Source organism: Streptococcus sanguinis, from assembly GCF_019928825.1.
In the GTDB taxonomy this organism is placed as follows: Bacteria; Bacillota; Bacilli; order Lactobacillales; family Streptococcaceae; genus Streptococcus; species Streptococcus sanguinis_L.
Map to the genome: position 1 here is coordinate 78,099 of NZ_JAHZOP010000006.1, position 24,317 is coordinate 102,415.

General features: G+C 43.6%; 23 protein-coding genes and 1 other RNA gene. 21 read left to right on the plus strand and 3 right to left on the minus strand.

What is annotated here, in order from left to right:
* The first annotated feature begins 27 nt into the window (after nucleotides 1–27).
* The 5 genes from K1J09_RS11190 to K1J09_RS11210 all read left to right on the plus strand — a co-directional run bounded on the left by K1J09_RS11190 (nucleotide 28) and on the right by K1J09_RS11210 (nucleotide 4,288).
* Entirely contained in the window at nucleotides 28–555 is a 528-nt protein-coding gene (locus K1J09_RS11190; RefSeq protein ID WP_061602557.1) for a DUF1273 domain-containing protein, read from the plus strand.
* A 71-nt stretch (nucleotides 556–626) separates the two neighbouring features.
* Complete coding sequence (gpsB, locus tag K1J09_RS11195) at nucleotides 627–989, plus strand: cell division regulator GpsB (protein WP_050540601.1); 363 nt, start codon at nucleotides 627–629, stop codon at nucleotides 987–989.
* Nucleotides 990–1,010: 21 nt separating this feature from the next.
* Nucleotides 1,011–1,378, plus strand: an RNA gene (gene rnpB, locus K1J09_RS11200) — RNase P RNA component class B.
* Nucleotides 1,379–1,663: 285 nt separating this feature from the next.
* Entirely contained in the window at nucleotides 1,664–2,818 is a 1,155-nt protein-coding gene (locus tag K1J09_RS11205; RefSeq protein WP_223323951.1) for a THUMP domain-containing class I SAM-dependent RNA methyltransferase, read from the plus strand.
* A 12-nt stretch (nucleotides 2,819–2,830) separates the two neighbouring features.
* Nucleotides 2,831–4,288, plus strand: coding sequence for a cell division site-positioning protein MapZ family protein (locus K1J09_RS11210; RefSeq protein ID WP_223323950.1), 1,458 nt, complete (start codon nucleotides 2,831–2,833; stop codon nucleotides 4,286–4,288).
* Between the two features lie 102 nt (nucleotides 4,289–4,390).
* On the opposite strand, the gene K1J09_RS11215 is transcribed toward K1J09_RS11210, so the two are convergent.
* Entirely contained in the window at nucleotides 4,391–4,873 is a 483-nt protein-coding gene (locus K1J09_RS11215; RefSeq protein WP_002893508.1) for an S-ribosylhomocysteine lyase, read from the minus strand.
* Between the two features lie 364 nt (nucleotides 4,874–5,237).
* Between K1J09_RS11215 and K1J09_RS11220 the strand changes: the two genes are divergently transcribed.
* From K1J09_RS11220 to K1J09_RS11280, 13 genes are all read left to right on the plus strand, one after another.
* Nucleotides 5,238–6,851, plus strand: a complete 1,614-nt coding sequence (locus tag K1J09_RS11220) for a ribonuclease Y (RefSeq protein ID WP_004185631.1) — start codon at nucleotides 5,238–5,240, stop codon at nucleotides 6,849–6,851.
* Between the two features lie 186 nt (nucleotides 6,852–7,037).
* Nucleotides 7,038–7,670, plus strand: a complete 633-nt coding sequence (gene gmk, locus K1J09_RS11225) for a guanylate kinase (RefSeq protein ID WP_002893505.1) — start codon at nucleotides 7,038–7,040, stop codon at nucleotides 7,668–7,670.
* 25 nt (nucleotides 7,671–7,695) lie between these two features.
* Nucleotides 7,696–8,010 (plus strand): DNA-directed RNA polymerase subunit omega, encoded by a 315-nt coding sequence (gene rpoZ, locus K1J09_RS11230; protein ID WP_002893503.1) that lies wholly within the window; start codon nucleotides 7,696–7,698, stop codon nucleotides 8,008–8,010.
* Between the two features lie 60 nt (nucleotides 8,011–8,070).
* Nucleotides 8,071–10,458 (plus strand): primosomal protein N', encoded by a 2,388-nt coding sequence (locus K1J09_RS11235; protein ID WP_223323949.1) that lies wholly within the window; start codon nucleotides 8,071–8,073, stop codon nucleotides 10,456–10,458.
* Between the two features lie 83 nt (nucleotides 10,459–10,541).
* Entirely contained in the window at nucleotides 10,542–11,477 is a 936-nt protein-coding gene (gene fmt / locus K1J09_RS11240; protein WP_223323948.1) for a methionyl-tRNA formyltransferase, read from the plus strand.
* The gene (gene rsmB, locus K1J09_RS11245; protein WP_223323947.1) at nucleotides 11,467–12,783 is read left to right on the plus strand and encodes a 16S rRNA (cytosine(967)-C(5))-methyltransferase RsmB; all 1,317 of its coding nucleotides are present in this window, start codon (nucleotides 11,467–11,469) and stop codon (nucleotides 12,781–12,783) included. The genes fmt and rsmB overlap by 11 nt, the downstream gene beginning before the upstream one ends.
* Before the next feature lie 18 nt (nucleotides 12,784–12,801).
* Nucleotides 12,802–13,542 (plus strand): Stp1/IreP family PP2C-type Ser/Thr phosphatase, encoded by a 741-nt coding sequence (locus K1J09_RS11250; RefSeq protein WP_223323946.1) that lies wholly within the window; start codon nucleotides 12,802–12,804, stop codon nucleotides 13,540–13,542.
* Nucleotides 13,539–15,392 carry a Stk1 family PASTA domain-containing Ser/Thr kinase gene (gene pknB, locus K1J09_RS11255; protein WP_223323945.1) on the plus strand — a complete coding sequence of 618 codons (1,854 nt, stop codon included), beginning with the start codon at nucleotides 13,539–13,541 and terminating at the stop codon, nucleotides 15,390–15,392. Before K1J09_RS11250 ends, pknB begins: the two co-directional genes overlap by 4 nt.
* 145 nt (nucleotides 15,393–15,537) lie before the next feature.
* On the plus strand, nucleotides 15,538–16,233 hold the full coding sequence (liaF, locus tag K1J09_RS11260; RefSeq protein ID WP_002893496.1) for a cell wall-active antibiotics response protein LiaF: 696 nt from the start codon (nucleotides 15,538–15,540) through the stop codon (nucleotides 16,231–16,233).
* Entirely contained in the window at nucleotides 16,230–17,249 is a 1,020-nt protein-coding gene (locus K1J09_RS11265) for an envelope stress sensor histidine kinase LiaS (RefSeq protein ID WP_223323944.1), read from the plus strand. Before liaF ends, K1J09_RS11265 begins: the two co-directional genes overlap by 4 nt.
* Complete coding sequence (locus K1J09_RS11270; RefSeq protein WP_002926512.1) at nucleotides 17,227–17,859, plus strand: response regulator transcription factor; 633 nt, start codon at nucleotides 17,227–17,229, stop codon at nucleotides 17,857–17,859. The genes K1J09_RS11265 and K1J09_RS11270 overlap by 23 nt, the downstream gene beginning before the upstream one ends.
* A 39-nt stretch (nucleotides 17,860–17,898) precedes the next feature.
* Nucleotides 17,899–19,299 carry a bifunctional Cof-type HAD-IIB family hydrolase/peptidylprolyl isomerase gene (locus K1J09_RS11275; RefSeq protein WP_125331610.1) on the plus strand — a complete coding sequence of 467 codons (1,401 nt, stop codon included), beginning with the start codon at nucleotides 17,899–17,901 and terminating at the stop codon, nucleotides 19,297–19,299.
* On the plus strand, nucleotides 19,299–19,661 hold the full coding sequence (locus K1J09_RS11280) for a S1 RNA-binding domain-containing protein (RefSeq protein WP_002901252.1): 363 nt from the start codon (nucleotides 19,299–19,301) through the stop codon (nucleotides 19,659–19,661). Before K1J09_RS11275 ends, K1J09_RS11280 begins: the two co-directional genes overlap by 1 nt.
* A gap of 105 nt (nucleotides 19,662–19,766) precedes the next feature.
* On the opposite strand, the gene cysK is transcribed toward K1J09_RS11280, so the two are convergent.
* Both cysK and K1J09_RS11290 read right to left on the minus strand, forming a co-directional pair.
* Nucleotides 19,767–20,696, minus strand: a complete 930-nt coding sequence (gene cysK, locus K1J09_RS11285) for a cysteine synthase A (RefSeq protein ID WP_125331608.1) — start codon at nucleotides 20,694–20,696, stop codon at nucleotides 19,767–19,769.
* 95 nt (nucleotides 20,697–20,791) lie between these two features.
* A complete protein-coding gene (locus K1J09_RS11290; RefSeq protein ID WP_125331606.1) occupies nucleotides 20,792–21,430 on the minus strand; it encodes a YigZ family protein in 639 nt (212 codons plus the stop codon).
* 55 nt (nucleotides 21,431–21,485) lie between these two features.
* Between K1J09_RS11290 and K1J09_RS11295 the strand changes: the two genes are divergently transcribed.
* The 3 genes from K1J09_RS11295 (at nucleotide 21,486) to hpf (ending at nucleotide 24,070) form a co-directional block, all read left to right on the plus strand.
* A complete protein-coding gene (locus K1J09_RS11295; protein ID WP_125331604.1) occupies nucleotides 21,486–22,784 on the plus strand; it encodes a DEAD/DEAH box helicase in 1,299 nt (432 codons plus the stop codon).
* Nucleotides 22,781–23,446, plus strand: coding sequence for a ComF family protein (locus K1J09_RS11300; RefSeq protein WP_223323943.1), 666 nt, complete (start codon nucleotides 22,781–22,783; stop codon nucleotides 23,444–23,446). Before K1J09_RS11295 ends, K1J09_RS11300 begins: the two co-directional genes overlap by 4 nt.
* Nucleotides 23,447–23,527: 81 nt before the next feature.
* Complete coding sequence (gene hpf, locus K1J09_RS11305; RefSeq protein ID WP_002903257.1) at nucleotides 23,528–24,070, plus strand: ribosome hibernation-promoting factor, HPF/YfiA family; 543 nt, start codon at nucleotides 23,528–23,530, stop codon at nucleotides 24,068–24,070.
* The last annotated feature ends 247 nt before the right edge of the window (nucleotides 24,071–24,317 follow it).

Below are 24,317 nucleotides of genomic sequence, written 5' to 3' on the forward strand. Positions count from 1 at the left end.
ACAAAAAACTTTTTTAAGGGAGAATAAATGACCAGTCTATTAATAACAGGCTACAAAGCCTTTGAAATCGGCATTTCGACGGAAAAAGATATGAGAATAAACATCATAAAAGAAGCCGCTAAGAGGGACTTAATCCGTTTTTTGGAAGATGGAGTGGACTGGCTGGTTTTTATGGGTAATCTGGGCTTTGAGTCTTGGGTTTTGGAGCTAGCTAATGAATTGAAAAAGGATTATGAATTTCAGATGGCAACCATCTTTCTCTTTGAGAATCAAGGTGAAAATTGGAACGAAGCCAATCAAGCAAAATTAGCTGCTTTTAAGCAGACCGATTTTGTCAAGTATGCTTATCCGACCTATCAAAATCCCAGCCAGTTTCGTGATTACAATCAATTCATCATTCAAAATACCAACGGAGCCTATCTCTTTTACGATGAAGAACAGGAGACAAAACTAAAACATCTTTACCAAGAAATGAAAAAACAAGAACAATATTTTATCAAAAAATTAACATTTGATGACCTGAATGAAGTGGCTGAAAATTTTTCGGGAAATTAGATGATAAATCTTGATTTTTATTAGGCATTTTGTTTATAATTGAATATGATAAACTAGATTGGAGAGAGAAGATGGCAAGTATTATTTTTACAGCAAAAGATATTTTTGATCAGGATTTTAAACGCGAAGTACGCGGCTATAGTAAGTCCGAAGTGGATGAGTTTTTGGATGATATTATCAAGGATTATGAGACTTATGCAGCCTTGGTAAAGGAGCTGCGTGAGGAAAATCGCCGTCTCAAGGAAGAGTTGGCTGCGAAGCCAGTTGAAAAAGCACCAGTTCAGCCAACTCAGCCTGTCCAATCAACACAAGCAACTCAGTCGACTGTGGAAAGCTTCCCGCAGATGACTTCTGCGACTAATTTTGATATCTTGAAGCGCTTGAATCGTCTTGAAAAGGAAGTATTCGGGAAACAAATTCTGGATCGTGAATAATGGTTCTTTTAGAACAGTGCAATTTTTGGATAATCGCGTGGAAATTTTAGATTTTCATGAGGAAAGTCCATGCTAGCACTGGCTGTGATGCCGGTAGTGTTTGTGCTAGGCGAAGAAATAAGCCTAGGGACGGATTTTTCCGTTACGGCGACTGAAAGGGCTAAGTCTTTGGATATGTCTGATTAGGTCTGAAAGTGCCACAGTGACGTAGTTCTTTTGGAAACAGAAGAAGTGGAACGCGGTAAACCCCTCAAGCTAGCAACCCAAACTTTGGTCGGGGCATGGAGTGCGTGGAAGCGAACATAGCACTCTGACTGGAAACAGTAGACAGATGATTATCGAAGGAAATGGTACCTAGTCATTTCCGGAACAAAACATGGCTTACAGAAAATTGCATATAGGCTGAGGCTGGGACGGCAAGTCCTGTCCTCTTTAAATTTTATAATAGAATAGCAAGAGAGTGGCTGAGCGCTCTATTCTCTGCTAAGTTCAACTAGCTGTTGCTTCATTTGTTTAATGGATATTTCAAGTGCTGAGCTAGCTGATAAATGGCAGTGAAACCTTCTCAGCCCAAAATTTAAAAAGGGAGAGTGAGGAAAATCGATGTGACGAAATCACGATTTTTGTCTCACTCCCTTTGTTTGTATAGATTGGAATCCATTTAAAAAGCCAATATGAAAGAAAAATTTAATTTAATTGCGACCGCAGCGGCAGGACTGGAAGCTGTCGTCGGCCGTGAAATCAGAGAGCTGGGGCTTGATTGTCAGGTCGAAAATGGCCGGGTTCGCTTCGAGGGTGATGTCAGTACCATTATTCAAACCAATCTCTGGCTGCGCGCGGCCGATCGGATTAAGATAGTAGTTGGCAGTTTTCCAGCCAAGACTTTTGAAGAGCTCTTTCAAGGAGTTTTTGCTCTGGATTGGGAGAATTATCTACCGCTTGGAGCTAAATTTCCTATTGCCAAGGCTAAATGCGTCAAGTCAAAACTTCATAATGAGCCTAGTGTTCAGGCTATTTCTAAAAAGGCAGTTGTCAAGAAGCTGCAGAAGCATTATGCACGTCCGGAAGGGGTGCCCCTGCAGGAAAATGGAGCTGAGTTTAGGATAGAGGTTTCTATCCTAAAAGATGTAGTGACAGTCATGATTGATACGACAGGGTCCAGCCTCTTCAAACGTGGCTATCGTGTCGATAAAGGCGGTGCACCGATTAAGGAGAATATGGCAGCGGCTATTTTGCTCCTGTCCAATTGGTATCCAGATAAGCCTTTGATTGACCCGACTTGCGGCTCTGGTACCTTTTGTATAGAGGCAGCTATGATCGGGATGAAGATGGCGCCGGGACTTCATCGTTCTTTTGCCTTTGAAGACTGGAATTGGGTGGATAAAGATCTGGTTGCACAGGCTCGCTCGACTGCACTCAGTCAGATTGATCAGACCATCCAGCTGGATATTTCTGGCTCGGATATCGATGGCCGTATGGTAGAGCTAGCTCGAAAAAACGCTGAGCAAGCAGGAGTAGCAGAGCGGGTTCACTTTAAGCAGATGCGATTGCAGGATTTGCATACAGATAAGATTAATGGTGTGATTATCTCTAATCCGCCATATGGGGAGCGCCTCCTAGATGATGAGGCTGTGACTCGTCTTTATCAGGAGATGGGAGAAACTTTTGCTCCGCTCAAAACTTGGAGCAAGTTTATCCTGACTAGCGATGAAGCTTTTGAAAGTAAATACGGCAGTCAGGCCGATAAAAAACGCAAACTTTATAATGGTACTTTAAAAGTTGATTTATATCAGTATTTTGGCCAGCGGGTCAAACGTCAGTTAGATTAGAAAGGATTTGCCGTGACGAAAGAAGAAAACTACTCACCGGAAGAAGAAAAGAAAGAGTCTGTCCTTGATTTTGAAGAGGCCAAGGAAATGACAGTCGGACAAGCTACTCGTAAGAAAGAGGAGCTGGAAGCCGGTGTGAATGAAAGCGACAATGTGCTGGATAAGTATATCAAGCAGCACCGTCAGGAAATCGAAGCAGGAAAATTTGAAACCCAGAAAATCAGAAAGCTGCAGGAGCAGGAAGCTGCTCAAGCTGAGCAAGCCTCTTCTGATTTGACCGACTTCATCAAAGAAAGACGGCAAGAGGTTGAAAGTGAACAGGAGATTCCAGCAGCTCGGTCGACAGCCGCTGAGACAGCGAGTGAGCCAGAAGCAGCTCCAAATCCCTTAGGATCTCGCAGTCAACGCTCAGAGAAGGCAGATTCGATTCCTGTTGCTCCCGTTCAAAAGACATCTTACGGTCCTATTCCAGAACCGCTTGATGAGAAGGAATTACAGGTTCCTAAGACGCCTTTCTACAAGAAAAAAGCTTTCCTTTATCCAGTCTTAGGACTTTTAGGGATTGCTGTAGCGGGTACAGGGCTTTACTTTGCTCTGGGGCATAATTGGGGACACAAGACTGTTACAAGCTCCAGCTCTTCAACATCGCAGTCCAGCAAAAAGAGTTCGTCTTCCTCTAGCTCTGATAATACTGCCAAGGATTTGAAGTCTTTTAATGATGAGTATGCTGCATTTTTCACAGATAGCAATCAGACAGCTGTCAAAAACAGTAAATTCGGCGACTTGGAAAAATTAAAAACCTTACTTGAAAAGCTAAAAGGTAGCAAAGACTATGATGCCGCTAAGAGCAAGTATGATTCCTTGGTCAAGCAAATTTCGGCTATCCAAAGTGTCAATTCGCAGTTTGACGGCGGAGCGATTACTGACGGTGTCTTGAACAAGGATGCCAAGGCTAATACAAATGCGACCTTCTCAGATGTATCAAGTGGCAATGCTAAATTAGATGAAGTTCTAAAGGCAGCAATTGCCCAAGGACGCGGCCAACAGGTACCAACTCCGGCTCCTGCTACTGATCAGGGAGGCTCTAGTGCGGGTACAAGTGGCAGTTCAAGCTCGTCTGCTTCTGGTTCAGGAGCTTCCAGCTCTTACTCTGGCTATGGTCTCCCTAGCAATGGAGTAAATCTGCAGAGAGATCTCAGTCGTGTCCCTTATAACCAAGCAGCTATTGATGACGTCAACAATCCAGCTTGGACATTCAATCCTGGTGTTCTGGAGAAGATTTTGCAAACTTCTCGTGAGCGCGGCTACATTACTGGAGACAACTATATTCTGGAACGCGTTAATATTATCAAAGGAAACGGCTACTACAACCTCTTCAAACCAGACGGCACCTACCTCTTCAGTATTAACTGTAAGACTGGATACTTTGTCGGAAATGGTCCGGGTCATGCTGACTCGCTTGATTTCTAGTCATCTTTGAACATTTCTTCAGCAGCTGGCTTTCAGGTTTGTTGATGAATTTCATTATACATGCACAAAAAAAGTTCTCAATTTCGAGAACTTTTTATTGTTTTAAATCACATGGCGTTCAAAGGCATCATCTGAGATTCCTTGGCTGAGAATAAGTTTGGCCCATTCTTTGGCTGAGAAAAGGCTGTGATCCTTGTAGTTTCCGCAGGATTCAATGGTTGTTCCAGGGACATCTTCCCAGCTAGTTGACTCAGCGATTTCTTCCAGACAAGATTTGATGACTTGAGCAATCTGGCTGGAGCTGTGTTGGCCCCACATAATCATGTGAAAACCAGTGCGGCAGCCAAAAGGTGAGCAATCAATCATACCATCAATGCGCTTGCGAATCAGCATAGCCAGCAAATGCTCGATGGTATGCAGACCGGCTGTCGGAATGGAATCTTCATTGGGCTGAACCAAACGGATATCAAAATTGGAAATGATATCGCCTTTAGGGCCGGTTTCCTCTCCAATGAGGCGGACATAAGGCGCTTTGACAATGGTGTGATCCAGCTCAAAGCTTTCAACGATAACTTCTTTAGACATGGTTTCTCCTTTGCAATGTAGCAAGTACGAGAAGGTTTTTCTAGTGATATCAAGCCATAGGTTTGTCTTGTTAGCGAAGAAAAAGCCTGTCTCATATACACATTTTCTTCTCTGATTATAGCATAAAAAAATTTTATTTGGGAATAAAGTTTAAGTTTTAGGAAAATGAAAAATTTGAACAATCGTGCTTATGGTTTGAAAAAGTTTTGGTACTCAGGCTTCTACAAACTTTGAAGATTTTGTCTCTAAAAATTGGACAAAAGCTTTCTTGAATTTCAAAAAATAGGTTTGTGAATTTTTTAGATTTGTGATAGAATAGTATGGAATTTTGAATTCAACAATTAAATAGATTTGGAGTAAAAACATGGACCTATTTCCTATAATTATGTCTGTTTTTGCTGCCATCATTGGTTTAGTGATTGGATATGTAAGTGTCTCGGCTAAGATGAAATCATCTAAAGAAGCTGCAGAGCTTACTCTTTTAAATGCTGAACAAGAAGCAACCAATTTACGCGGACAAGCTGAACGTGAAGCTGATTTGATTATCAAAGAAGCCAAGCGGGAAACAAGTTCGCTTAAAAAAGAAGCACTTTTGGAGGCAAAGGAAGAAGCCAGAAAATATCGTGAACAAGTTGATGCAGAATTTAAGTCTGAACGTCAAGAGTTGAAACAAATCGAAAGCCGCTTGACAGAGCGTGCTTCGACCCTTGACCGCAAAGACGATAATTTAAGCAACAAAGAAAAGGCTTTGGAGCAAAAAGAACAAAGTCTCTCAGATAAATCTAAACACATTGATGCGCGTGAAGAACAAGTAGCGGAACTTGAAAAGCAGAAGGCAGCAGAGCTGGAGCGAGTTGCTTCGCTATCGCAGACAGAAGCGCGTGATATTATTTTGACGCAGACCGAAGACAAGCTTTCTAAAGAGATTGCGACTAGGATTCGGGATGCGGAGCAAGATATCAAAGAGCGGTCTGATAAGGTCGCCAAGAATATCTTGGTCCAAGCCATGCAGCGTATTGCTGGTGATTATGTCGCTGAGCAAACCAACTCAACGGTGCATCTGCCAGATGACAGTATGAAGGGGCGGATTATTGGCCGGGAAGGTCGCAACATTCGGACTTTTGAAAGTCTGACTGGTATTGATGTCATCATTGATGACACGCCTGAAGTGGTTACTCTCTCAGGTTTTGATCCGATTCGCCGCGAAATTGCTCGTATGACCATGGAAGCACTTTTGAAAGACGGTCGCATTCACCCAGCCCGCATTGAGGAGTTGGTTGAGAAGAACCGCCTGGAAATTGACAATCGCATTCGTGAGTACGGGGAAGCCGCAGCTTATGAAATCGGAGCTCCTAACCTGCATCCTGATTTGATGAAGATCATGGGGCGCTTGCAGTTCCGTACTTCTTATGGTCAGAACGTCCTTCGGCACTCTATTGAGGTTGCCAAACTTTCCGGTATCATTGCTGCTGAGCTGGGTGAAAATGCCAATTTAGCCCGCCGTGCTGGTTTCCTCCATGATATTGGCAAGTCTATCGACCGTGAGGTTGAAGGCAGCCACGTGGAAATTGGAACAGAACTGGCTCGTAAGTACAAGGAGCATCCAGTCGTTGTTAATACCATTGCCAGCCACCACGGGGATGTGGAAGCAGAAAGTGTCATTGCCGTTATCGTAGCTGCAGCAGACGCTCTCAGTGCCGCTCGGCCAGGTGCCCGCAGTGAATCTCTGGAAAGCTATATCAAGCGTCTCCAAGATTTGGAAGAAATCGCTAATAGTTTCAAGGGTGTCAAGAACAGTTTTGCTTTACAAGCCGGCCGGGAAATCCGGATTATGGTTCAGCCGGACAAGATTAAGGATGACAAGATTACGATTTTGGCTCACGATGTTCGTGAAAAGATTGAAAACAACTTGGAATATCCAGGCAATATCAAGGTAACAGTTATCCGTGAGATGCGGGCCGTTGACTACGCAAAATAAAGAAGAAATGCAGTCTGGTAACAGATTGCTTTTTTCTTGAATGTTCTGCTGGTCTATTTTATTTTCCGTATGATTACTTGCTTATTTTTCTATTTTCTCAAAACTCTAGACACATACAGTTCTTCCTATCCTCTTGAAATATCAGTCTAATTTTGTTACACTAGATAGAAAGACTGTGAAGGAGACATGATGACGGAACGAGGCTTACTAATCGTCTTTTCTGGTCCCTCTGGTGTAGGAAAAGGGACTGTTAGACGAGAAATTTTTGAAAGCACTGATAATCAATTTCAGTACTCGGTATCCATGACGACTCGTCCTCAGCGTCCAGGTGAAGTGGATGGAGTTGACTATTTCTTCCGCACTCGCGAGGAGTTTGAAGAGCTGATTCGTCAGGGACAGATGCTGGAGTATGCAGAGTATGTAGGAAACTACTACGGGACGCCTCTGACTTATGTCAATGAAACGCTGGATAAAGGTATTGATGTCTTCCTAGAGATTGAGGTTCAGGGAGCTTTGCAAGTCAAGAAAAAAGTTCCAGATGCTGTCTTTATTTTTTTGACTCCTCCAGACTTAGAAGAACTTAAAGACCGCTTGGTCGGCCGTGGGACAGACAGTGCTGAGATTATCGCCCAGCGCATTGAAAAGGCCAAAGAAGAAATTGCCCTTATGCGCGAGTATGATTATGCCATTGTCAATGATCAGGTACCGCTAGCTGCCGACCGTGTCAAGCGCGTGATTGAAGCAGAGCATTTCCGAGTAGACCGTGTTATCGGCCGCTATCAGGACATGCTTCCCAAAAATGAAACGATTATTCGATAGAAAGTTAGAAATTAGGTAGAAAATTATGATGTTAAAACCGTCTATTGACACTTTGCTGGACAAGGTTCCGTCAAAATATTCCTTGGTTATTTTAGAAGCTAAGCGCGCTCATGAGCTTGAAGCTGGAGCTCCCGCTACGCAGGAATTCAAGTCTGTCAAATCCACTCTTCGTGCTTTGGAAGAAATTGAATCTGGCAATGTCGTTATCCATCCAGATCCAGAAGGCAAGCGCGAGGCAGTTCGCCGTCGGGCAGAAGAAGAGCGCCTGCGTAAAGAAGAAGAAGAACGCAAGATTAAAGAGCAAATCGCTAAAGAAAAAGAAGAAGGTGAGAAGATTTAAGGTTGGGGATGCTCAATCTTATTTTTTCTGTAATGATGCTTAAGAAAGTGGGGTGAGAATGTGAAGCTAGCAAAGATTATTGTGGATGTTCCTCTGATGCAGACGGACAAGCCCTATAGTTATGCTATTCCAGAAGAGTTTGCTGGAATGCTAATGGCTGGCATGCGGGTCCATGTCCCTTTTGGGCAGGGAAATCGCCTGATTCAGGGGATTGTGGTCGGCTTTGATGAGACGGGAGGCCAAGAAGAGCTGAAGGAGATTGCGGAGGTCCTTGATTTCAGTCCCGTGCTGAATCAGGAACAACTCTGGCTGGCGGATGAGCTGCGCAAGTCAGTCTTTTCCTACAAGATTACCCTTTTAAAAGCCATGCTGCCTAGTCTTCTCAACTCCAGCTATGATAAACTGCTCTATCCAACGGAGCTGCTGAATGATGAGGAGCGCTCAGCTATCTTTGGTCAAGAGGACAGCCTTCGATTTTCTGATTTGGACAAGAAAAGCCAGGCCAAGCTGATGCGACTGACTCAAACGGGCCGTATTCGACTGGAGTATCAGGCGACGGACAGGAAGCATATTAAGACTGAGAAATGGTATCAGGTCAATCATACCGCTCTGCAAAATCATGATCTTCCCCGACAAGCCAAGAAAAAACAAGAATTAAAAGAAGTTTTGCTGGAGCAGAAAGACAGCCGGCTCTTGGCTGATTTGCGAGAAAACTTTTCGCGCGATATTATTAATTACTTTATCAAAGAAAATCTAATTAACATAGAAGATAGAGAAATCAGCCGTTCTGCTGCTCATTTCCAAAAGGAGCGGCAGCAGCAAAGTCTGACCTTAAATGATGAACAAGCCACAGTGGTTGCGGCAATCACTCAGAAAATTGGTCAGAGTCATTCTCAGCCAGTTCTCCTAGAAGGGGTCACAGGCAGTGGGAAGACCGAAGTTTACCTACAGGTCATCGCAGAGGCACTGGCCCAGGGTAAGACAGCCATCATGTTGGTTCCAGAGATTTCTCTGACTCCGCAGGTTACTGACCGCTTTATTTCTAGATTTGGTGACCAAGTTGCAATTTTGCATTCAGGTCTGTCTGACGGTGAGAAATATGATGAATGGCGTAAGGTGGAGCGAGGAGCTGCCCAGGTTGTTGTCGGTGCGCGTTCAGCTATTTTTGCTCCGCTGACAAATATTGGAGCCATTATCATTGATGAAGAGCATGAATCCTCTTATAAGCAGGATTCCAATCCTCGCTATCATGCAAGAGAGGTAGCTCTCCTACGAGCTCGGTATAATCAAGCTGTTTTAGTGCTGGGTTCGGCGACTCCGAGCTTGGAGAGTCGTGCTCGAGCAAGCCGTGGAGTCTATGATTTTCAACTGCTCAGCAAGCGTGCAAATCCGTTGGCGCAGATTCCTCAAGTAGAAGTGGTGGATTTTCGAGATTATATCGGCCAGCATGAAGCCAGTAATTTCACGCCAGTCCTGCTAGATGCTATTCAAGATCGTCTGGATAAGGGAGAGCAGACTGTTCTCATGCTAAATAGGCGGGGTTATTCCAGCTTTGTCATGTGTCGGGAATGTGGGACCGTTGATAGCTGTCCTAACTGTGATATTTCTCTGACCCTGCATATGGACACTAAGACCATGAACTGCCACTACTGTGGCTTTACTAAGAACATTCCTCAGAGTTGTCCTAACTGTGCCAGTCGTAGCATTCGCTATTATGGTACAGGGACGCAGAAAGCTTATGATGAGTTGGTTCAGCTCTTTCCACAGGCTCGCATTTTGCGGATGGATGTAGATACGACCCGTAAGAAGGGCAGTCATGAAGCCATTTTAGAAAGCTTTGGTCAGGGGCAGGCAGATATTCTCTTAGGCACTCAGATGATTGCCAAGGGATTGGATTTTCCAAACGTAACGCTAGTTGGTGTTCTCAATGCGGATACTGCTCTTAATCTGCCGGACTTTCGCTCTTCAGAGCGAACTTTTCAGCTGCTGACTCAGGTGGCTGGCCGGGCTGGTCGGGCTGAAAAGGCTGGTCAGGTCTTTATCCAGTCCTATAATCCTCATCATTATGCCATTGAGTTTGCTAAGCTGCAGGATTATGAAGGTTTTTATGCTTATGAAATGGGAATCCGCCGGCAGCTAGGCTATCCGCCATATTACTTTACGGTCGGTCTAACCCTGTCGCACAAGGACGAAGAGACAGCAGTGCGAAAAGCCTATGAGGTTATGGATATTCTGCGAAGCGGTCTGTCAGAAAAAGTGCAAATCCTGGGTCCAACGCCGAAACCCATTGCCCGCACCCACAATCTCTATCATTATCAGATTTTGCTTAAATATCGTTTTGAGGACAAGCTGCAGGCGACGCTAAATCAAGTCTTGGACTGGACACAGAATCGAGACAATAAAGATTTACGCTTGACAATTGATAATGAACCACAAAATTTTATGTAAAGCTTTTTAGGCGAGATTAAGGTAGTTGCAGGCGACTTCTGATATAATAAGGGAAGGAACGAAGAAGGAATTAATAGTTAAAAATGATGAAAATAATATTTATGGGAACTCCGGACTTCTCAGCAACTGTCCTAAAAGGGCTGCTGGATAGCGGTCAATACGAAGTGTTAGCAGTAGTGACGCAGCCGGACCGGGCCGTCGGCCGTAAAAGAGAGATTCGCATGACTCCAGTAAAAGAGCTGGCCTTGGAATACAAGCTACCGGTTTATCAACCGGAAAAGCTGGCTCAAAGCTCGGATTTAGAGGAGTTGATGAACTTAGAAGCAGATGGTATTGTCACAGCTGCTTTCGGACAGTTTTTGCCTAGCCGTTTGCTGGACAGTGTTGACTTTGCGGTGAATGTTCATGCCTCATTGTTGCCTAAATACCGAGGTGGTGCACCTATTCACTATGCTCTGATCAACGGCGATGAGCAGGCAGGCGTTACGATTATGGAAATGGTCAAGGAAATGGATGCTGGAGACATGATAGCCAGCAAGGCGACGCCGATTGAAGAGACTGACAATGTTGGAACTCTCTTTGAAAAATTGGCGCTTATCGGTCGAGAACTGTTATTGGATGTTCTGCCAGCTTATAGGGCAGGGCAGATTATCCCTCAGCCGCAGGATCCAAGCCAGGTCACTTTTTCTCCGAATATCAGCCCAGAAGAAGAGCGGATAGACTGGAGCAAAACAAACCGACAAATTTTCAATCAAATTCGTGGCATGTATCCTTGGCCAGTAGCTCATACCTTGCTGCAGGGACAACGCTTTAAGATTTACGAAGCAGATATGGCGGCCGGCAATGGTCAGCCTGGACAGATATTGTCTATTAGTAAAAAAGAACTGGTGGTTGCAGCTGGTCAAGGAGCCCTCTCGCTGAAGACAGTTCAGCCTGCTGGCAAGCCCAAGATGGCTATCGTTGATTTTTTGAATGGACTGGGTCGCAGCCTGTCCATAGGAGATACTTTTGGAAAGTAAGCAAAAAACGGCCCGTTGGCAGGCCTTGGAAATTTTGGAAGAAGTTTTTGAAGAAAGAGCTTATTCCAATATCGCCTTAAACCGAGCACTGAGTCAAAGTCCGCTGAGCCAAGCAGATAAAGGCCTGGTAACAGAGCTGGTTTACGGCACAGTTGCTCGGAAAATCACCCTGGAATGGTATTTATCCCATCTGATTGAGGATAGGGACAAATTGGATAGCTGGCTCTATATTCTGCTTATGATTAGTCTGTACCAGATGCTCTATCTGGATAAAATCCCTCAGCATGCAGTTGTTCATGAGGCAGTTGAAATTGCGAAAATCCGTAAGCACGGCAGCGAGAAATTTGTCAATGCCTTGTTACGTAGGATTGAGCGTGAGGGTGTAGCTGATTTTGAAACAATCAAGCGCAAAAACAAACGCTATTCGATCCAGTATTCTCTGCCGGTCTGGCTGGTAAAAGCCCTGATAGAAGAGTATGGAGAAGAAAGAGCACTAGCTATCTTTGCCAGTCTCTTTGTTCGCAGTAAGGCCAGCATTCGCGTGACGGATATGTCGCGCAAGGCAGAGCTTCATCAGCTTTTAGGGGCTGAGGACTCTCTTTTATCTCCGTCAGCCTTGGTTAAGAGACAGGGGCATTTTGCTGGGCATCAGCTCTTTGAAAGCGGAGCGATTACGATTCAGGATGAGTCTAGCCAGCTGGTGGCGCCGACTCTGGCCATCGAAGGTGAGGAGCAGATTTTGGATACCTGCAGTGCACCGGGCGGCAAGACTGTTCACATGGCTTCCTATCTGACGAGCGGTCACATTATAGCCTTGGACCTCTACGATCATAAGTTAGAGCTCGTAGAAGAAAATGCAGAAAGACTGGGTTTGGCAGATAAAATCACCACTAAAAAGCTGGACGCGACCAAGGTTTTTGAGACTTTTGGGCCAGATGCTTTCGATAAAATCCTGGTGGACGCTCCTTGCTCTGGTATTGGCTTAATTCGCCGCAAACCAGATATAAAATATAATAAAGAAAATGCAGATTTTGAGAATTTACAAAAAATTCAGCTGGATATACTAGACAGCGTTTGTCAAAGTCTACGTAAAGGTGGTATAATAGCTTATAGTACTTGCACGATTATGGCCAAAGAGAATTTTGAGATTGTCGAGAAATTTCTGGCCAGTCATCCGAACTTTGAGCAAGTCTTATTAGACCATGAAAGAAAAGATATCGTCAAAGACGGCTGTATCTTGATTACGCCGGAATTATATGAAAGCGACGGATTTTTTATCAGTCAATTTAGGAAGATATCGGAATAAGAGGAGGAAACTGACAGTATGGAAATTTCATTATTAACAGATGTTGGTCAAAAGCGTACAAATAACCAAGATTATGCCAATCTTTTTGTGAATCGGGCGGGCAAAACTCTGATTATCTTGGCAGATGGTATGGGCGGCCACAGAGCTGGAAATATTGCCAGTGAAATGGCTGTGACAGACTTAGGAGCTGCCTGGGTTGATACACAGATTGATTCGGTGAATCAAGTACGTGAATGGTTTGCAGAGCACTTGGAAAAGGAAAATCAGCGCATTCATCAATTTGGTCAAGATGAAGAATACAAGGGCATGGGCACGACTTTGGAAGCCTTGGCTATCATTGATAATCAAGCCATCTATGCCCATATCGGTGATTCTCGCATCGGCTTGATCCGCGGTGATGAATACCGTCAGCTGACTAATGACCACTCGCTTGTTAATGCTTTGTTGAAAGCTGGACAGATTACTCCAGAAGAAGCAGAGCGTCATCCGCAGAAGAATATCATTACCCAGTCTATTGGTCAAAAAGACGAAGTACAGCCTGATTATGGCATGATTACCTTGGAAGATGGTGACTATCTTCTGCTCAACAGTGACGGTCTGACCAATATGATTTCAGACAGTGAAATTTGTGACATTGTCACCAGCGACATCAGCCTGTCTGAAAAAACAGAAACCTTAATTCGCTTTGCCAACAATGCTGGAGGACTGGATAACATCACAGTTGCTCTGGTTCGTTTTGACAAGGAGGATAAGGCATGATCCAAATCGGCAAAATCTTTGCCGGGCGATATAAAATAATCAAGCAGATTGGCCGCGGAGGTATGGCAGATGTCTATCTGGCCAAGGACTTGATTTTGGATGGTGAGGAAGTTGCGGTAAAGGTTCTTAGGACCAATTACCAGACAGATCCTATAGCTGTCGCGCGCTTCCAGCGGGAAGCCAAGGCGATGGCTGACTTGGACCATCCGCACATCGTTCGGATTACTGATATTGGGGAAGAAGATGGCCAGCAGTATCTGGCTATGGAATACGTGGCAGGTCTTGACCTCAAGCGCTATATCAAAGAGAATTCTCCGATTTCAAATGAAGAAGCAGTCAGAATCATGGGACAAATCTTGCTGGCAATGCGCTTAGCGCATACACGCGGTATTGTCCATCGTGACCTGAAACCACAAAATGTCCTCTTGACCCCAGATGGCAATGCCAAGGTAACAGACTTTGGGATTGCGGTGGCCTTTGCAGAGACAAGTCTGACTCAGACTAACTCAATGCTAGGCTCGGTTCATTATCTATCACCTGAGCAGGCGCGTGGCTCTAAAGCAACTGTTCAGAGTGATATTTATGCGATGGGGATTATTTTTTATGAAATGCTGACTGGTCATATCCCTTATGATGGGGATAGTGCAGTTACGATTGCCCTACAGCATTTCCAAAAGCCGCTGCCATCCATCATTTCTGAAAATCCTAATGTGCCTCAGGCTTTAGAAAATGTGGTCATTAAGGCAACAGCCAAAAAACTGACGGATCGTTATCAGTCAGTTGCAGAGATGTATGTCGACTTGTCCAGCAGCTTATCTTATGAGCGCCGGAATGAAAAGAAATTAGTCTTTGATGATGTTGCGAAAGCAGACACCAAGACCTTGCCAAAAATCTCGCCGGTACCGCAGCCGGCAGTTCCACCTGTCAAGCCAACACCGCCTAAAGCGGAAGCGGATGAAGTTAAGGAAGAGACAGCTGATGCGGTTAAGAAAGTTCCAAAGAAACGTCGTTTGAGAACGCGTTACAAGGTACTTTTCTTTGCAGTCCTATTGGTTTTGGCGGCTTTTGTTGTCCTTCTCTATAACAGCCCGTCTAATACCAGCGTGCCAGATGTTTCTGGTCAGACTGTAGCAGAGGCTCGCTCCGCTATCGAAGCTAAGAAGCTGGTTGTCGGAGACGAAAAGGAAGAATACAGCGACAATGTCGAATCTGGCAAAGTCATTAAAACTGATCCACAGGCCAATAGTCAGCGCCGCGAAGGCAGCAAGATTGACCTGATTATTTCCAAGGGATCGAAAACCTTTGTGATGGAAGATTATGTCGGTCAAGCAAAATCAGCCGTGGTTGAAAATCTGAAAACAAACTATAATGTTTCTGAAAAATTGATTGAGATTGTTGAGGAAGAATCGGACGAGTACGAGCCAGGTCAGGTCATTCGCCAGTCACCGGCAGCTGGTTCGACCTATGATTTGACTTCTAATCATAAGATTAAGCTGACAGTGGCCAAAGAAGTAACTAGTGTGTCCATGCCTGACTTTGGCAGCATGCAGTACACCTACGCCAATGCTCGTTCTTACTTGATTCAAATGGGAATTTCTTCTTCTCGAATTGAGCGAGTTGTTGACCGTTCGGTCACTTCGACTCAGGCAGACTTGGTAACTTCCCAGTCACCAGCAGCAGGTCAGACAATTGACCTCAAGTCTAATGAAAAAATCACTCTTTACGTGACAGAAGCAACGACACCATCGTCATCTAGCTCGTCATCTTCATCGTCTAGCAGTAGCTCAAAGAGCAGCTCATCGTCTGAAGATAGCGGACATGGAACTAGTTCCAGCTCATCTGATAGTTGATTAATAAGCCATCCATTTTAAGTTTTTTAGCTTAAAACGGATGGCTTTTTCTTTTTTGCTGGACAAATTTCCCCATTTCATGCCTTGGACGGAGGTTTTTTGGTTTAATTTTGTTAAAATAGGAAGGTAGAGAAAGGAAACGGCTATGTGGAAGGTTCAATTATTTGTCTTTGTTGAAACAGTCTTACTATCCATGGCATTGGTGACCATGTTGGCAGCTGATTTTTCACGTGTTGTCATTATCTTGGTCCTTTTTTTGCTGCTGCTCTATTATTACTTCGGCAAGCAAAAAGGGAATTTTCTGCTGGTCGCTTCCATGATTATGCTGTTTTTCATTATTATGCTCAATCCCTACGTCATTGCTGCCCTTTTATTCGCGCTGGTTTATGGAATGATTGTGGCCTACCCTTATATCTATAAGGAAAATCAAGAAACCCATCTCGTTTACGAAGAAGATGTGGAAATTCAGAGTGAGAAGAATCGCTGGTTGGGGGACCTGCAGCATTTTTCTAAGGACAGCTGTCAATTTCACGACATCAATCTCTTGCGCATTGTTGGGAAAGACACCATTCATTTGGAAGACGTGATTTTGGTCAACCATGATAACGTCATTGTCATTCGAAAAGGTTTTGGTGATACCAAGATTATTGTGCCACTGGATGTGGAAATTCAGCTGCAAATCAATACTCTTTACGGGGAGCTAAATTTTCTGCATCATCCGTCCCGCAAGCTACGCAATGAAACCATTTCGCTGACGACACCAGACTATAAACGAGCCAATAAGACAGTGAAGATTGTTCTCGTCAGCTTCTTAGGAAATGTGGAGGTTGTCAGAAAGTGAAGAAATCAAATTATTTTCTCATTCTCCTCTATACTTTCTTTGTTTTATTTATCATCTTTCACTATATTTTCAATATTTTTGATTTCACTTGGCAGGAGCTCTTTAATGATTTGGAGCTGTTGCAGTCTTTTGTGTTCTTTGTTGTGATTATCGGTTTATCACTGACCATTCTGATTGTGATTGCGGCCCGCTTAATCCAATATCTATCGGTAGCCCATGTGCAAAAAAATCTTCGGCATTTGCTGGATGGACGGAGACTGGAGCCGACAGACCAGCCCGAGCTGGATCGCACTCTGCATCAGCTCGAAAGAAGGCTGCACCGTCTGACAGAGAACCTCCAAAAATCTGAAAACCAATCCCTGCAGACAGAAGAAAAAATTATCGAAAAAGAACGGCGGCGGATTGCGCGTGATTTGCATGATACTGTCAGTCAGGAATTATTTGCAGCCAATATGATTCTTTCAGGAGTGGCTGGAAATGTAGAACGGCTTGATGGAGAAAAACTGCAAAAACAGCTCAAGGGGATTGCCGATATTCTGGACACAGCCCAGAAGGATTTACGGATTCTCCTGCTTCACCTGCGGCCTACAGAGTTGGAAAATAAGACTCTGGTCGAAGGGATGGATGTGATTATCAAGGAGCTAACTGATAAAAGCGACATTGATGTTCACTTCAATCATCAGGTTGGGAATCTACCCAAACAGATGGAGGAGCATGTCTTCAGAATCATGCAGGAAATTATCAACAACACACTGCGGCATGCCCAGGCCAGTCGGTTGGATATTTACCTCTATCAGGCACCTAATGAGCTTAAAATCAAGGTATCTGATAATGGCGTCGGTTTTGATCCGCTGGCTCAGGATGAACTCAGCTACGGCTTGAAAAATATGGAAGACCGTGTACGGGATATGGCGGGCACTTTTAAGCTTTTGACAGCCCCCAGAAAAGGTCTTTCTATTGAAATCACGATACCTTTACTAGAAGGAGAAGATCATGAAGATATTGTTAGTGGATGACCACCAGATGGTCAGATTGGGATTGAAAAGTTACCTGGAACTGCAAGATGATATAGCAGAAGTATCTGAAGCAGTCAATGGTAAAGAAGGCGTTGAGCAAGCTTTGGCAAGTCGTCCGGATGTGATTATCATGGATATCGTCATGCCTGAGATGAATGGGATTGAAGCGACACTGGCCATTTTGAAAGAGTGGCCGGAAGCAAAGATTCTGATTTTGACTTCTTATCTGGATAACGAAAAAATTTATCCTGTTCTGGATGCAGGCGCTCATGGATACATGCTTAAGACTTCCAGCGCTGAAGAAATTCTTCGTGCTGTCAAAAAAGTGGCCAAGGGAGAATTTGCCATTGAAACAGAGGTCAGCAAGAAAGTGGAGTATCATCGTAACCATATCGAGCTCCACGAGGATTTGACAGCTCGCGAGCGTGATATTTTAGGGCTTTTAGCCAAGGGGTATGAGAATCAACGGATTGCGGATGAGCTTTTTATTTCCCTCAAAACGGTCAAGACTCATGTCTCCAATATCCTGTCCAAATTGGAGGTGAGCGACCGCACTCAGGCAGTTGTTTATGCTTTTCAGCACCATCTTGTCCCACAAGAAGATTTTTAATGGTATAATAGAAAAGATTAAGATTGGACAAGGGGAGATATGGACGCAAAATTAAAGTATAAGGCAAAAAAGATAAAAATTGTCTTTTTCGATATAGATGATACCCTGCGGGTCAAGGATACAGGTTTTATCCCAGACTCTATCCAGACAGTTTTCAAGCAGTTGAAGGACAAAGGGATTTTGACGGGTATTGCGTCTGGAAGAGGAATGTTTGGTGTTGTGCCGGAATTGAGAGCTTTGCAGCCAGACTTTTTCGTTACCCTGAACGGAGCCTATGTCGAAGACAGCAAAGGGAAGGTGATTTCTCAGACGGTTATCCCGTCCGATAGAGTGACGTCCTATATTGCTTGGGCTCAGGAGGAAGGGATTGACTATGGTCTGGTCGGAAGTCATGAAGCGGCCTTGTCTAATCGAAATTCTCTGATTTCAGAGGCCATTGATGTGGTTTATCCAGATTTGCCTGTTGATTCAGATTTTCATTTAGACAAGGATATTTATCAGCTTTGGACCTTTGAAGATAGAGGAGATAGCCTGCAGCTGCCGGATACATTAGCAGAACACCTGCGTTTGGTTCGCTGGCATCCTCATTCGTCAGACGTGGTACCGACAGAAGGGTCCAAGGCAGCCGGAGTTTCCAAGGTTGTCGAGCATCTGGGCTTCAAACCTGAAAATGTCATGGTTTTTGGCGACGGACTCAATGATCTGGAATTGTTTGACTATGCGGGAATTGGCATTGCCATGGGCATTTCCCATGAAGAACTGCGAAAAAGAGCAGATTATATTACAAAAACGGTAGAAGAAGACGGTATTTTTGCCGCTTTAGAGGAGTTAGGTATGGTAGAAAAAGAATTACATTTTCCACAAGTAGAACTTGCAGCAGCAGAAGGTCCAAAAGCGACTATCAAGACTAATCACGGTGACATGAAAGTTCAGCTGTTTCCAGAACAGGCACCAAAAACAGTAGCCAACTTTATTGCCCTTGCTAAAGATGGATATTATGACGGTGTGATTTTCCATCGCATTATTCAGGACTTTATGATTCAGGGTGGTGATCCTACTGGTACCGGTATGGGCGGTCAGTCTATCTATGGCGAGAAATTTGAAGATGAGTTTTCACCTGAGTTATACAATATTCGTGGGGCTCTTTCCATGGCAAATGCTGGGCCGAATACTAACGGCAGTCAATTCTTCATTGTTCAAAATAAAGATCTTCCTTATTCAGCTAAGGAATTGAGCCGCGGCGGCTGGCCTGAAGCTATCGCTGAAGTCTATGCCAGTCAGGGAGGAACACCGCATTTGGATCGGCGCCATACTGTCTTTGGTCAGCTTGTTGATGAAGCATCCTACCAAGTTTTGGACAAGATTGCAGCTGTTGAGACGGGTGCGATGGACAAACCCGTGGAAGATGTTGTGATTGAGACCATTGAGGTAGAAGACTGATGAAAATCGGTGATAAATTAAAAGGCAAAATCACTGGGATTCAGCCTTATGGAGCTTTTGTTGAGCTGGAAAACGGAACAATTGGTCTAATTCATATCTCAGAAATTCGTCCGGGTTATATTGAGAATATCCATGATAGTGTAAAGATTGGCCAGCAAGTCTTAGTACAGGTTGTGGACTATGATGAATTTTCTGGGAAGTCCAGTCTGTCCATGCGAACCCTGGAAGAAGAAAAGCACCGCCTCCCTAGACGCCACCGCTTTTCAAACGACCGCTGTAAAATTGGTTTTGAACCTTTAGGCAGACAACTGCCTATCTGGATCAAAGAGGCAAAAAAATTCTTAAAAGAAGAAAAAGTTTAAAAAATATCCTGTTCCACAAGAGAACAGGATATTTTGCTTGGATAGAATTGCTATTCAATTCATAGCCGACTGCTAAGTTGAAATGGACATGTTTTTCAAAAAATACTAAGCATCAAATTCATAGAGGGCAGTAGACAGGTAGCGTTCGCCGTTATCAGGTGCCAGAGCAAGGACTTTCTTGCCAGCTCCTAGTTTTTTCGCTACTTCAATAGCTGCGAAAATAGCGGCAGCAGATGAAATCCCCACTAAGAAGCCTTCCTGACCGCCAATATAGCGTCCGAATTCCAGTGCTTGATCAGAAGTTACGCGGACAATACCGTTGTAGGCTGCTGTATCCAAAGTCTCTGGAATGAATCCAGCTGAAAGTCCTTGGATTTTGTGAGGACCTGGCTTCTCACCAGAAAGGATAGCAGATTCGTCTGCTTCAACTGCATAGATTTGGATGTTCGGATTAACTTTTTTGAGAGCGTGAGATACACCGGAAATAGTTCCGCCAGTTCCGACACCGCCAACAAAAGCGTCCAGTCCAGTTTCACCGAAAGCAGCGATAATTTCTGCTCCTGTTGTTCGTTCGTGAACCTCTGGATTGGCCGGATTGTTAAACTGCAGTGGCAGCCAGCCATTTCGTTCTTGTGCGATTTCTTGTGCTTTTGCAATAGCACCCTTCATTCCTTCGCTACCTGGAGTCAAGACTAATTCAGCACCATAAGCTTGGATAATTTTGCGGCGCTCCACACTCATGGTCTCTGGCATAACAATGACAACCTTGTAGCCTTTGGCTGCTCCAACCCATGAAAGGCCAATACCAGTATTTCCGCTGGTTGCTTCAACGATAGTATCACCAGGCTTGATAAGGCCATCGCGTTCAGCCGCCTCAATCATGCTGAGAGCAATCCGGTCTTTGACAGAAGAGCCGGGATTGAAAGCTTCTAACTTCACATACACCTCAGCAGCTCCTTCTGGAACCAAGTTGTTCAATTTGACAATGGGAGTTTGCCCAATTAGTTCTGTAATATTTTGATAAATACGTGACATAGGATACATACCTCAATATAATTTAATAGAATTAGTATAAAATGAAACAAGCGCTTTGTAAAATATAAAAAAGCTATGAGAGCCATAGCTTTTCTTTATGTCAAAACGTCAAGGGGGACTTCTACTTGGCGCAGCCCTTGATCTATCATCTCCAATTTGCCCTTAAAAAACTCAGTCAGTTTATCTTTGAGCAGTTCTCTTTCACCTTTGTCAACGAAAAGAAGAGTGGAGACGGTATCTGTAAATTCAGTATCGTATTCAGCAAGATTTTCTGCCTTGAGAAAATTCGCAAAATCCTGATATTGGCTGTAAGACAGTTTTAGGCGCAGGCCAGTCTGTCCTTTTATTTCAACCAGTCCAATCTCCTTAATAGCCAGAGCAACACTGCCGGCATAAGCTCGAATCAGACCGCCGGCTCCTAGTTTAATACCGCCAAAATAGCGAGTAACCACAACGCAAAGATTGGTCAATTCATGCTTTTCTAGAACTCCCAGCATAGGAACTCCGGCTGTTCCGCTAGGCTCCCCATCATCGCTGGTTCGTTTAATATCGCTCTTTTCTCCAATGATAAAAGCAGAGCAGTTATGGGTAGCCTTGTAATGTTCTTTTTTTATAGCAGCGATAAAAGCGCGAGCCTCTTCCTCGGAGTAAACTCTTTTCACATGGCAGATAAAGCGGGATTTTTTAATTTCCTCTTGAACCATGCCATCTTCCTTAATTGTCTTAAATTCCATAACTATATTTTACAAAAAAAGATAAATTTTGCCAAAAAATTACGAATATATAAGTATGTTAGAGTTACAAGATTGTTTAGGACGGATATTTACAGAAAGTCAGTTAGAGTCTAGCTTGCGCGCACAAGCAAAAGCAATTCCCAGTATCCAAGAAGAAAAAGGCAAGCTACGCTGCGGACGCTGCAACAGTTTGATTGAACGAGAAAATCAGCTACCTGTTGGAGCTTATTATTGTAGAGAATGCTTAATCTTGGGACGGGTGCGGAGTGACCAAAAACTCTACTATTTTCCTCAAGAGGATTTTCCTAAAAATCAGGTGCTTAAATGGCGGGGGCAACTGACAGAGTTTCAGGGGAAGGTCTCCAAAGGCTTACTTGATGCGCTAGAGAAAAGACAGGATACGTTAGTGCATGCTGTTACTGGCGCTGGAAAAACAGAAATGATTTACCAAGTGCTTGCCAGAGTTATTGACAGAGGTGGTTCTGTTTGCTTGGCCAGTCCGCGGATTGATGTTTGTTTAGAGCTTTATCGGCGCCTTAAAGAAGATTTTTCTTGTGAAATAGCCCTTCTGCATGGGGAGTCAGAAGCTTATTTTCGCAGTCCCTTGGTAATTGCTACCACTCACCAGCTCTTAAAATTTTATCAAGCTTTTGATTTGCTGATTGTTGATGAGGTAGACGCCTTTCCTTATGTGGATAATCCCATGCTGTATCACGCTGTAGAACGTTCTGTGAAAGAGGATGCTACAACTATTTTTCTGACAGCCACTTCCACGGATGAACTGGATAAAAGGGTTCAAAAAGGTGAGCTGAAACGCCTGAGTCTTCCCAGAAGATTTCATGGTAATCCCTTGACTATCCCTCAGAAAGTTTGGTTATCCGATTTTCAAAAACATCTTCAGAAGAAGAAAATAGCACCTAAACTTTTGAACTATATACAAAAACAGAGGGAGACTCAATTTCCTCTCTTGATATTTGCTGCAGAAATTCAAAGAGGAGAGGATTTTGCTCAGGCTCTGCAGATTGCTCTGCCGGATGAAAAGCTAGCTTTTGTTGCCTCCACAACAGAAAATCGTCTGGAGATTGTTGAACAGTTTCGTCGCAAGGAGATCACTATTTTGGTGACAACGACTATCTTAGAGCGTGGGGTAACCTTTCCTGGTGTAGATGTTTTTGTCTTGGAAGCCAATCATCGCTTGTTCAGTCGTAGTGCCCTGGTTCAGATTTCAGGCCGAGTTGGCCGCAGTTTGGACAGACCAACTGGACAGTTGCTATTTTTTCATGATGGGACTACCCTTGCTATGGAAAAGGCAATTCGGGAAATGAGGGATATGAATAAGGAGGCGGGATTATGACAGAGTGTCTTTTATGCAAAGGGCAAATTGAGGACAAAAGTAGTTTTTTACGGCTTTTTCTATTAAAAGAAGAAGGACCAAGCTGCTGCTCCACTTGTTATCAAAATTTTGAACGCATATCTGAAGAGCATTGCCCTCGCTGTTTTCGCGACGGGAAATCAGATTTATGCACAGATTGCAAAAAGTGGGAGGAAGAAGGGAATCTAGTCCAGCACCAGTCACTATTTACCTATAATCAAGCAATGAAGGCTTATTTCAGTCAATACAAGTTTCAGGGAGACTATGCATTGCGCTTTGTATTTGCAAAAGCAACTAAAAAAGCAGTCAAAATGTTTAGAGAGCACACCATTGTTCCGATTCCAGTCAGTATAGAAAAATTTCAAGTTCGAGGATTTAATCAAGTGCAGGGAATTTTAGATGCAGGAAAAGTAGCATATAGAAATATCTTAGAGAAAAAAGACACCCTAGCCCAGTCGAGCAAGACACGTGAGGAGCGTCTGCAGACTCAGCAAGCCTTTGAAATTAAGAAAGAAGTTGATTTGCCAGATAAAATTTTGCTGGTTGATGATATCTATACGACTGGAAAAACCTTGCAATTGGCCAAGCAAATCTTATTGGAAGCCGGTGTGAAAGAAGTATTGTCGTTTTCAATCGCAAGATAAGAAAAAATTTGCAAAAAAGGAATGAAAGCGTTATAATGATATTATAAATAAAACATTTATGTTTAGAAAGAAGGTACTTATATGCTTAAATATAGTATCCGTGGTGAAAACCTAGAAGTAACAGATGCTCTCCGTGACTACGTAGTTTCTAAACTTGAGAAGATTGAGAAGTATTTCCAAGCAGAGCAAGAACTTGATGCGCGTGTGAACCTCAAGGTTTACCGTGAAAAGACTGCGAAAGTGGAAGTGACAATTCCGCTAGGCTCCATCACTCTTCGTGCAGAAGATATCTCTCAGGACATGTATGGATCAATTGATTTGGTCACAGATAAGATTGAGCGCCAAATCCGCAAAAATAAGACCAAGATTGAAAGAAAGAATCGCAATAAAGTTGCTACAAGTCAGCTTTTCACAGATTCCTTTGCTGAAGAAGCAGAAGAAGTCCCATCAAAAGTTGTCCGTTCAAAACACATAGATTTGAAGCCAATGGACTTGGAAGAAGCGATTCTGCAGATGGATTTGTTGGGTCATGATTTCTTTATCTATTCCGATGCAGAGGACAGCAGCACAAATGTTATATACCGTCGTGAAGATGGAGATATTGGACTGTTAGAAGTCAAATAAATAAGAAAAGAGGGTTGAGAGCAAGTTTCTCACCCTTATTATTTCATAGAAAGTTATACTGCCAGATGACATAGAACAAGCAACCTAGGCACAAAGAAATTAACTTTATACTTAGAGTTTAAAAATAAACTCCAAAAAAATGTAAAAAAAATTAGAAAAGGTATTGACAGGAGGTGTGGTTGGGTGATATACTAATATAGTTGTCGCGAAAGACAAAGCCCTTTGAAAACTGAACAAGACGAACCAA